The organism is Vicinamibacteria bacterium, from assembly GCA_035620555.1.
Taxonomy (GTDB): Bacteria; Acidobacteriota; Vicinamibacteria; order Marinacidobacterales; family SMYC01; genus DASPGQ01.
On the sequence record DASPGQ010000277.1, the window covers coordinates 1 to 7,824 of the forward strand.

General features: G+C 62.5%; 6 protein-coding genes. 4 read left to right on the top strand and 2 right to left on the bottom strand.

Going from position 1 to position 7,824, the window contains the following annotated elements; all coding sequences use genetic code 11:
• Positions 1-166 precede the first annotated feature (166 nt).
• Both VEK15_11400 and VEK15_11405 read right to left on the bottom strand, forming a co-directional pair.
• On the bottom strand, positions 167-874 hold the full coding sequence (locus tag VEK15_11400; GenBank protein HXV61292.1) for a hypothetical protein: 708 nt from the start codon (positions 872-874) through the stop codon (positions 167-169).
• Positions 874-1,737 carry an ABC transporter ATP-binding protein gene (locus tag VEK15_11405; protein HXV61293.1) on the bottom strand — a complete coding sequence of 288 codons (864 nt, stop codon included), beginning with the start codon at positions 1,735-1,737 and terminating at the stop codon, positions 874-876. Before VEK15_11405 ends, VEK15_11400 begins: the two co-directional genes overlap by 1 nt.
• Before the next feature lie 153 nt (positions 1,738-1,890).
• Here VEK15_11405 and VEK15_11410 point away from each other — a divergent pair, with 153 nt between their 5' ends.
• From VEK15_11410 to VEK15_11425, 4 genes are all read left to right on the top strand, one after another.
• The gene (locus VEK15_11410; protein ID HXV61294.1) at positions 1,891-4,740 is read left to right on the top strand and encodes an Npt1/Npt2 family nucleotide transporter; all 2,850 of its coding nucleotides are present in this window, start codon (positions 1,891-1,893) and stop codon (positions 4,738-4,740) included.
• A 6-nt stretch (positions 4,741-4,746) separates the two neighbouring features.
• Positions 4,747-5,178 (top strand): cyclic nucleotide-binding domain-containing protein, encoded by a 432-nt coding sequence (locus VEK15_11415; protein HXV61295.1) that lies wholly within the window; start codon positions 4,747-4,749, stop codon positions 5,176-5,178.
• A 60-nt stretch (positions 5,179-5,238) separates the two neighbouring features.
• Entirely contained in the window at positions 5,239-6,036 is a 798-nt protein-coding gene (locus tag VEK15_11420) for a hypothetical protein (GenBank protein HXV61296.1), read from the top strand.
• Positions 6,037-6,372: 336 nt separating this feature from the next.
• The coding region (locus VEK15_11425) for a FecR domain-containing protein (GenBank protein HXV61297.1) at positions 6,373-7,824 on the top strand (1,452 nt) is incomplete at its 3' end.

The window sequence follows — 7,824 nt, forward strand, 5'->3', positions numbered from 1 at the left end:
TGGACGACGGCGGGAGCGAGGTAGAGCCCGAGGTCGTCGACCGGCAATAAGGGAACACCAAGCCGCATCACAAGAGCCAGGATCAAAGCGTAAAGCGGCAGAAACACGAGCAAGCTGTCGCGGTAGACGATCCGAACGTCCTTGCGCAGGAGTGCGGCGACAGCTCTCATGCAGCCTCGGCCCCTTCGAACAAACGCGCGTGAAAAACACGCTCGGCCCAGAGAAAGGCTGCCGTTCCGAACACCAGGAGCTCGAGGAGACGGAGCACGTAGGGGGCCGCCTCGGGAGTCGTCCGGGCGAGATTCTCGAACGAGAAAAGGGCGGCGTCCCAGGGAAGCCAAACAAAGGTGTAGCGCGGAGTCAGGTCGAAAAACGACAGGAACGGGAGCGAGAAGATCGTGACAACCGGGATCGAGCCCATGAGAAAGCGGGTGAACTCCGCGTGGCGAGACGCGAGAATCAGGCCGACGGCGCCGGCGAGCCAAGCGGTCACGAACAACGGCAGGACCAGCAGGAGCGTGCGGACATCCAGTCCCAGGATGCCGGCGTGCACCAAAAGCCCCGCGGGCGTCGCCACGATCGCGGACGAGAGAATCATGGCCGCCACGTGCTCGCGATGCGTCAACGGCGTCACGATCAAGGCTGCGGCACTTCCTTCGATGCGCTCGAGGTAGCGCAGGGCTGCCACCATGAACACACTCATCGTTCCGTACTCCCCCAGAAGCGCCACGGGAACGGCGAAGGCACGCCATGATTCGGGAAGGAGCCCTCGCACGGCGATGACTGTCGCCAGGGTGACGCCGAGATAAACGTGAAGGAAGCCGGCCCGCCTCTGGACGGTGAGGAGCAGGCGCGTAGCGTTCAGTAGGCGCATCAGTCGAGGCTCCTGCCCGTCAGCTTCAGGAAGACGTTTTCCAGAGAGGGCTCGAGAGTGTGGATCGTCTCAATCGGATGACGATCGACGACTGAGAGAAACTCCTTCTTCTCCCGTTCATCCGAAAGGCGAAAATCCCGCCTCTGTGCCTCGTTTCCCACTCGATATTCGACGCGGACGAGCTTTTGTGCGTGGCGCAGCTTGAGATCCCGCGGAGAATCGAGTGCCACGATCCGACCGTCGACGAGAAAAGCCACGCGGTCGCATAGCTCATCGGCCACGGTCATATCGTGCGTCGTCAAGAAAATCGTCGTTCCCGCTTCCGCCCGCTCGCGGATGAGCTTGCGGATGAGCACCGCGTGCTGCGGGTCCTGACCCGTGGTGGGCTCGTCGAGAAACCAGAGCCGCGGACGATTGAGAAGGGATCGCGCGAGAACCAAACGCATTCTCATCCCCTTCGAATAGTGGCCCACGGTTCGCGGGTCGCCCACCGGCAAGTCGAGCCGTCTCAGCACGTCCCGAGGGTCTTCCGTGGGCCCATCGAAGAAGCGGCGATAAAAATCAAGGTTCTCTTCGGCGGTGAGCTTCCCGTAGAGGTTGGGAAACTCGAAACAAACACCGACCCAGTTGTAATAGGTGTTGTCGTGCTCCCGAAGGTCCCGGCCGAAGACTTCGACCACCCCCTGATAGCCGGTTAGGATTCGGGTAAGGAGTTTCTGCGTCGTACTCTTGCCCGAGCCATTCGGCCCAAGAAAACCGAAGACCTCGCCCTTTTCGATCTCGAAGCTCAGACCTCGAAGAACTGGCGTCTTGCCGCCAGGATAAGTGTATTGGAGGGCGTTCGCCGACAGGGCTCGCGACACCGCCGACTATAGCATTTCCACGAGAGTCACCTCGGAAGCGAACAACCTGTTGCGTCGGGGGGGGACGACCGCTAGAATCGTTCGCGTCGCTTCGCTCGCCGCGGCGTTTTGTGCGTGACGGGCAAGGGCAGGTCCTCAGAAAGGTATCCAACTTTGGGCAAGAGCCTCGCTCGGCTCGGAGTCGACGTAAGGCCGGAGGAGAGGCGTCTCACAATCCTTCTCGCCGGGAGCCTCTTCCTCGTAATCGCTTTCCAGTACATCGCCAAGTCCATTCGGCAAGCGACGTTCGTGGATACCTACGGTGCGACGAGCCTTCCATGGGTCTATCTCCTCGTAGCCGTTTGCTCCTACCCGGTGCTCGAGCTCTATGTGCGCTCTACCGGCCGGCTGTCTCGGCAAACGCTCATCGCTTTGACCCAGATCGCGGTCGCGCTGACAACCGCCGTGTTCTGGTGGCTGTACGGGCAGGCCTTCTCGTGGGTTCCCGTCCTGTTCTACGTCTGGGCGGCGATCGTTTTCGTCGTGCTCGTCAGCCAGTTCTGGTCCTTTGCGACCGACGTTCTCGATGCCCGTCAGGCCAAACGACTGTTCGGGCTCGTCGGTGCCGGGGGCCTTCTCGGGGGTATCGCCGGAGGACAAATCGCGCGGCTCGCGACCGGATTCGTCGGAACGCGCAACACGCTTCTGGTCGCCGCGGCCCTCATGGTGACGGGCGCCGTCATCGCCTTTCGATTCCCCCGCCAGGGCGCCTTTTCCGACCATCCGGAATCACCGGCATCGCACCGCCAGAAGACAGACTTGTCCCGAGGCGGCCTGGCGGTGCTCTTGCGCTCGCCGCACCTGCGGCTCATCAGTCTCATCCTGCTCCTGAGTGTGGTCGTGGCCCAAATCGTGGATCTCCAGTTCAACTGGGCCGTCGAACAGTCGACCTTTTCGCTGGGCGACCGCACCGCCCGGTTCGGCAACTTCCTCAGCGTCGTGAGCCTGCTCGCGCTCGTCGTTCAGGTCTTTTTCACTTCGAGAGTCCACTCCCTCCTCGGAGTCGGCGTTGCGATGCGGATTCTCCCGGCGACCATCGCGGCCGGCACTCTCGTGATGCTCTTCTGCGCTGGATTTGCTCCGGAGCTGATCATCGCCGCGGTGTTGGCGCTCAAAGTGGGCGAGGGAGGAGTCCGCTACTCGATCGACCAGGCGACACGCGAGCTCCTTTTCTTTCCCGTACCCTCCGCCATTCGGATGAAAGCCAAGGGTTACATCGACGTCGTCCTACTCCGGAGCGCGGAAGGTGTGGCGGCACTCATCCTGCTGCCGGTGAGCTTCGGCCTCATCGATCCGGTGCAAACGGGTTTCATATCGCTCGTCCTCGTGGGACTCTGGCTCGTCGTGGCCGGAGCCACCTACCGAACCTATGTGGGCTCGTTTCGAGACAGCCTTAAGGATCGCACGCTCGACGACGTCGTCTCCATCAACCTCGCCGACGTCCGCACGGTCGAGTTGCTCGTCCATTCGCTCGGAAGCGCGGATACACGGCAGGTGCTCCACAGCCTCGACATCCTGGACAAGAACGGCCGGGGTCACCTCGTACCCCCACTCCTGCTCTATCACGACGATGCCGAGGTGCGAAGGCGGACCCTGCAAGTGCTCGCCGCGGCCGACCGCCGCGATGCCTCGTCCCTGGTCGAGCGCCGCCTCGGCGACGACAACCCCGAGGTGCGCGCCGAAGCGATCCGGGTGTTGACCGAGTTCAACGTGGTCGACTCCTGTGCGCTCATGTTACCCCGCCTCAAGGAGGTCGACCCCAAGGTGCGGGCGGCGGCGGTCGTGTGTCTCATCAACCACGGCGGCGAGTCCATGAAGGACCAGGCGCGTTTGGCGCTCCGTGACATGCTCCTCGATGCGAGACCGGAGAGCCGAGCCGAAGCCGTCAAGGCGATCGGAGCCATCCAAGGAACGGAGTTCGTCTCGTCGATGCTGCAGGGCCTCGAAGATCCCGACCCCGGGGTTGCCCGGGAGGCGCTTCACGCCGTGCGTCGCGTGATCGAGCGAGACGGCTTCAATCCGTTGTACCTCCCGCGGCTCGTCTCGCTGCTTTCGGACCGTCGCCTCAAGCTCGATGCTCGAGAGGCCCTGGTGAGCTTCGGAGACGACGCCATTCCCATACTGGCTCATTTCCTCGGCGACCGCGAGGAGTCGATCTTCGTACGCCGGGCATTGCCCAAGACCCTGGCGCGGATCGGAGGCTCTCAAGCTGCCCGTGCCCTCGTGTCATCCCTGACCGAGGCCGAGGACGGCTTTCTGCGCGCGCAGATCATCGAGGCGCTCGCGATCGTCCGGGACGAGGTGCATCGTTCGGGTGCCTCGGCTCAACTGGAGGAGGCCGTCGAGACCGAGACGAGGCGATATCTGGGACGACTCGTCGAGCTCGTCACCATCGGCCGTCTCACACGAGCACAGCTGGACGGACCGCTCGCGCGATGCGATTGGCGAGGGCAGAACCTGCTCGCCCAGATGCTCGCCGAGCGGATGGAAGAGCATCTCGAGAACCTCTTCGGGCTGCTCGCGCTTCTGTACCAGCCGCAGGACGTGTGGGCCGCGTACCGGAGTCTCCTGAGCGACGTTCGGCGATTGCGCACCAACTCCCTGGAGTACCTGGAGAACACCTTGAGCGGTCCCCTACGTCATAACGTGTTCGCGGTCATCGGCGATTTGCCTATCGAACAAAAGCTCCGCATGGCCGCCCGTGATTTCGGCATCGACGTGGCCCCGCTCGCGGACACGCTCCGCCGCTTGCTCGACGAAGGACAGAATGGCGACGCCGACGCGCGGGCTTTGAGCGTTGCCGCGCTCTACGCGGTTCACGTCGAGGAGCTCTCCGATCTCCACCCATGGGTCACGGAGCTGCTCACCTCGACTCGGGATCCGCTGGTTCGGGAGACGGCAAGCTGGGTGGCGGGACATCTCGAGCAAGCGAGTCCCCACCCCCCGTCTCGATACGGAGGCTGACGCAGGTTGCCCGAACTGACGAGAATCCAAGCGGTCGTCTTTCTCCAGAGCTGCGATCTGTTTTCCTATTGCCGGGCGGATGAGATCTTGCGGATCGCGGCGATTGCTCAAGAGCGCCAGCTCCGCGCCGGCGAAAAAGTCTATGCGCGAACTGGCCCCGCCGATTTTCTCTACTGCCTCGTACACGGCGCGGTGGGCGTTTCCGGGCCGGCAGGCGAATCACGTACTATTGGGCCGCTCCAGACGTTCGGTGTGCGCGAGATCCTGTGCGGCCGTCTCCGAGGCGAGGACGCCGTCGCCCAGACCGATTCCCTCGTGCTCGCGATCGAGGCCGAGGAGCTCTTCGACCTTCTGTCCAACAATATCGAGATCGTGAAGGCGCTCTTTCGGCATCTGCTCTCGGACCGCAGAGTGGAAACAACGGTTCCGGTGGAATGACGGGAGAGTTGTCGTGGTCTTGCAGTTGATGAAACTCGAAAGACTCCAAGGAGGGTAGTCGTGAAGGAACGATTCTTGGCATCGGTTGCAATATTGGCGGCGCTAGCGACCGTCGCCGGCGCGCAAGACACCGCACACCAGTGTCCCATCGATTGGGTAGGACGAAACGCAGAGGTCGAGGAGCTCTTGACGAATGCCGACGTCGTATCGGTCGAGGACGTCGGCATGGGCGTGACCAAGCCGAGCAAGGTCATCCTCGAGAAGGATGGCGTCCAGTTCGCCGCCGCGTTCAAGCCCATCAAGCGAGGCCGCCAAGGGGGCTTCTGGGAGAGCTACGAGGCGGAGATCGCGGCCTATACGCTCGACAGAATCCTTGGTCTGAACATGGTTCCCCCGACCGTCGAGCGGTCCATCAACAAGAGTACGGGGTCGCTGCAGTACTGGGTCAACGACTGCCGGCTATACAAGGAGGTCCAGGACCAGCCCCCGCAAAGGCCGGTCGAGTGGAGCCACCAGCTGTCCACCATGAAGATGTTCGACGTTCTCATCATGAACAAGGACCGCAACGCTCAGAATTTTCTCGTGGATTCCGGCTGGCACATCGTGCTCATCGACCATTCTCGGGCATTCATCAGCGACAAGAACATCAAGAAGGACAAAAGCAAGCTTCCAGCCCAGTTCGACCGGAAGATCGTCGAAAAGCTCCGCGCCCTGGATCAACCGTCGCTGGAGGCGGCCATGGGAGAGCACCTCATGGGAGGACAGGTAAAGAGCATCATCGAGCGCCGTGATGAGCTTATCAAGTATCTGGACGAGCTCGTGGCGAAACAGGGAGAAGCGAGCGTTCTCTTCGACTAGCCAGGATGGTTTGTAGCTGATGCGCGGTGAGGAGACCCGGGAGAATTTTCGGATGAATTTTCCTTGATTGTCCGTCTTTCATTAAGAGAGTAGGCAAACCCTCATTAAGAGAGTAGGCAAACCCTTCGTCGGGCGAGTGGTGACCACCGCATTGTGAGTGTAATCACCTTTTCACTAGAAAAAGGGAGAGATCTCTGCTATCGTGCATCACCTTCCCGTAAAGGAAGGGAGGACCCGGGGGGGTTCGTCGTGCTATATGCCCACAATTGAAGTGTGAATACCGACGGTTCCCGATGCGGGACCGAATTAACTCTGCGAGAACAGTAGCGTTCCCCAATGAGAAGACCGAGCTCTGGAATCTTGTGCGTTCTGGCGTGGACCCTTACCCTCTCCTTCGCTCCCGGCTGGCAAGACGCGGCCAACGCGCAGCCAACTGCTGACGCATTCGCCACCCTGGAAGCTTTCCGGGGCGGAGTGACCGTCATTCGGCTCGGCTCGTCGCAACCGCTCACCTCGTCCATGCCGTTGCAGCTGAACGACATCGTGGTCACGCAAAAGGGTCGAGCCACGGTGCGCTTCCACTCGGATGGGACGGTATTGAGGATCGGCCCCGACTCCCGAGTCCAGATCAACGAGAGCGCCACCGAGAGAGACATTACGGTGTTCCTCGGGCGGATATGGGCCCACGTCGTACGCTGGCAGGATCGGACGACACGATTCCGCAGCGGTAGTACCATCGCCGCGGTACGCGGGACCGAGGTGAGCCTCGGCGTTGCCGTCGACGGCGACGAGACCGAAGTCTCCGTGCTCGAGGGAAGGGTTGAGACCGAGACGGATGCTGGAACCCTCATGCTCGAAGGCGGCCAGTCGGCGACCGGCCGAGCCGGCGCCCCTCCGCAGCGAGGAATCCGCGTTCGACCCCAGAACGCCGTCCAATGGGCGCTCTATTATGTCCCCGTCATCTATATCGATCCCGGAACGCTCGGCGCGGGTGCGTGGCAAGATGCCGTCCGGCGGGCGAACGAAGCCTATATGGGAGGCAATCTCCAGGGCGCCATCGACGCCCTCGCGAGCGTCGACGCCGAGGACGCGCGCTTTTACACGTACCGTGCTTCGCTCTACCTCGCATCGGGGAGCGTGCCGGAAGCCCAGAGCGATATCGAGCGAGCGCTCGAGCTCGCCGCCAACGACGCGAACGCCCTCGCGCTCCAGACCATCATCGCCGTCGTCAATAACGAAGGTGAGAACGCCCTCGCAACCGGCCAGAGAGCGGTGGCTGCCGACTCGAGCTCCTCGACGGCGCACGTCGCGCTCTCCTACGCGCAACAAGCCGTCTTCGATCTCGACGGCGCCCGTGCGAGCCTCGAGACCGCGGTCCAGCAAGACCCGAACGACGCCCTCGCCTGGGCCCGGCTGGCGGAAATTCGCTCCTCCCAGGGATACCTGGATGAAGCGCTCGCAGCCGCCCAGAGGGCGGTCGAGCTCGAACCGAATCTCTCCCGCACGCAAACGGTGCTGGGTTTCGCCTACTTGACGCGCGTCCAGACGACGGAGGCACGAGAAGCTTTCGAGCGAGCCATCTCGCTCGACCAGGACGACCCCCTCCCGAGACTGGGTCACGGGCTCGCGCGCATTCGTGACGGCGAGCTCACCGAGGGCAATGAAGAGCTCGAGGTCGCGGTGAGCCTCGATCCGGGACAAGCGGTGGTGCGGAGCTATCTCGGCAAGGGCTACTTCGAAGCCAAACGCATCGACTTGGTCGATCGCGAATACGAGGTGGCGAAGGAG

Coding starts and splice junctions, on each gene's coding strand:
- VEK15_11400 (HXV61292.1), bottom strand. CDS start 874: ATGCGCCTACTGAACGCTACGCGCCTGCTCCTCACCGTCCAGAGGCGG.